Here is a 998-nt window from a genome sequence, read left to right on the forward strand (position 1 = left end):
TCGCATCGGGTGATGGACGGTTTGGTTCACGGATACGATGCGATGCCGCAATTTGCTGGAACCAGGCAGAAGATTGCAAACGTGATTGTAGAGCTGGAGGAAGGCAAACCGGCTCGAATTACGAGGGTGGATGGCAGCTACCTGCACTTTGATGCAGCTGGCAAAGTTCACGAGTCTCTCGTCAACAGCGGCTTCGAGGCAATGGAAACGTTCGATGCCTTAGAGCGGGCGAGGCGGATCAAGTCGACGGTGGTTGATCTCTCTCCAAGGTTGAAACGTGAAAAATGGGAACGAGAGCACAGGTGGGAGCTATCAAAGAATGATCTCGACGCGATTTCCGCTGATCTATGGAAAATGAAGAGAGCCGAGGTCGCAAAGGTGGTTCAAGCTAGGGGGATCAAGCCCACTTCTCCACCTTTGACTTCTGAAGCGCGCAATGCGGTTCGCGAAATTGAGACTCATATTTTTGGTATTCATGGAAAGCTAGAGTATCTAGGCGAAGCGGCTTTAAAGGGGTTGGCGTTCGAAGCACGGTCACGGGCCTCTAAAGATTTCAACGATGCGATTTGGCTGGGCATCGCCGGCGCAGCAGACCGACGCCGAGAAATTCTGACACGCCACCGGACCGGTTCAGGCGTTTGGTATGCGTCTATTGATGTCATTCGTTGGGATAGGTCCAAGCGTTCAGGGGAGACCGAAAGCTTCGTGCATGAGAAGTGCAATTCAAAGAAGCTGGCGGAGGAGGCGGCGCGCCGTCTCTTGGTCGAGAACGCAAAATACTTCAGCGCCGAGACATCGGTGGAGGCGCGCGTGGTGTGCGAACTTGAATGGAACGACGCAGCTGACGATGATGATGACTAGGCCGGCGTGGCCGGCTGGGAATTTAATGGACTCATTCCGAACTAATTGCGGATAAGTAGATCGAGTCCCCCTATACTTGACGCATTCGCATGATCACTCTAACCCTTGGCGTGATCATGTTGGAGAACATTAAGTGG

The 998-nt window shown here is 53.1% G+C and carries 1 protein-coding gene; it reads left to right on the forward strand.

What is annotated here, in order from left to right; genetic code table 11:
- On the forward strand, nucleotides 1-861 hold an 861-nt coding region (locus tag AC630_RS42135; RefSeq protein ID WP_208867123.1), incomplete at its 5' end, for a hypothetical protein.
- Nucleotides 862-998 lie beyond the last annotated feature (137 nt).

This window comes from Bradyrhizobium sp. AS23.2, from assembly GCF_001908185.1.
Taxonomy (GTDB): domain Bacteria; phylum Pseudomonadota; class Alphaproteobacteria; order Rhizobiales; family Xanthobacteraceae; genus Bradyrhizobium.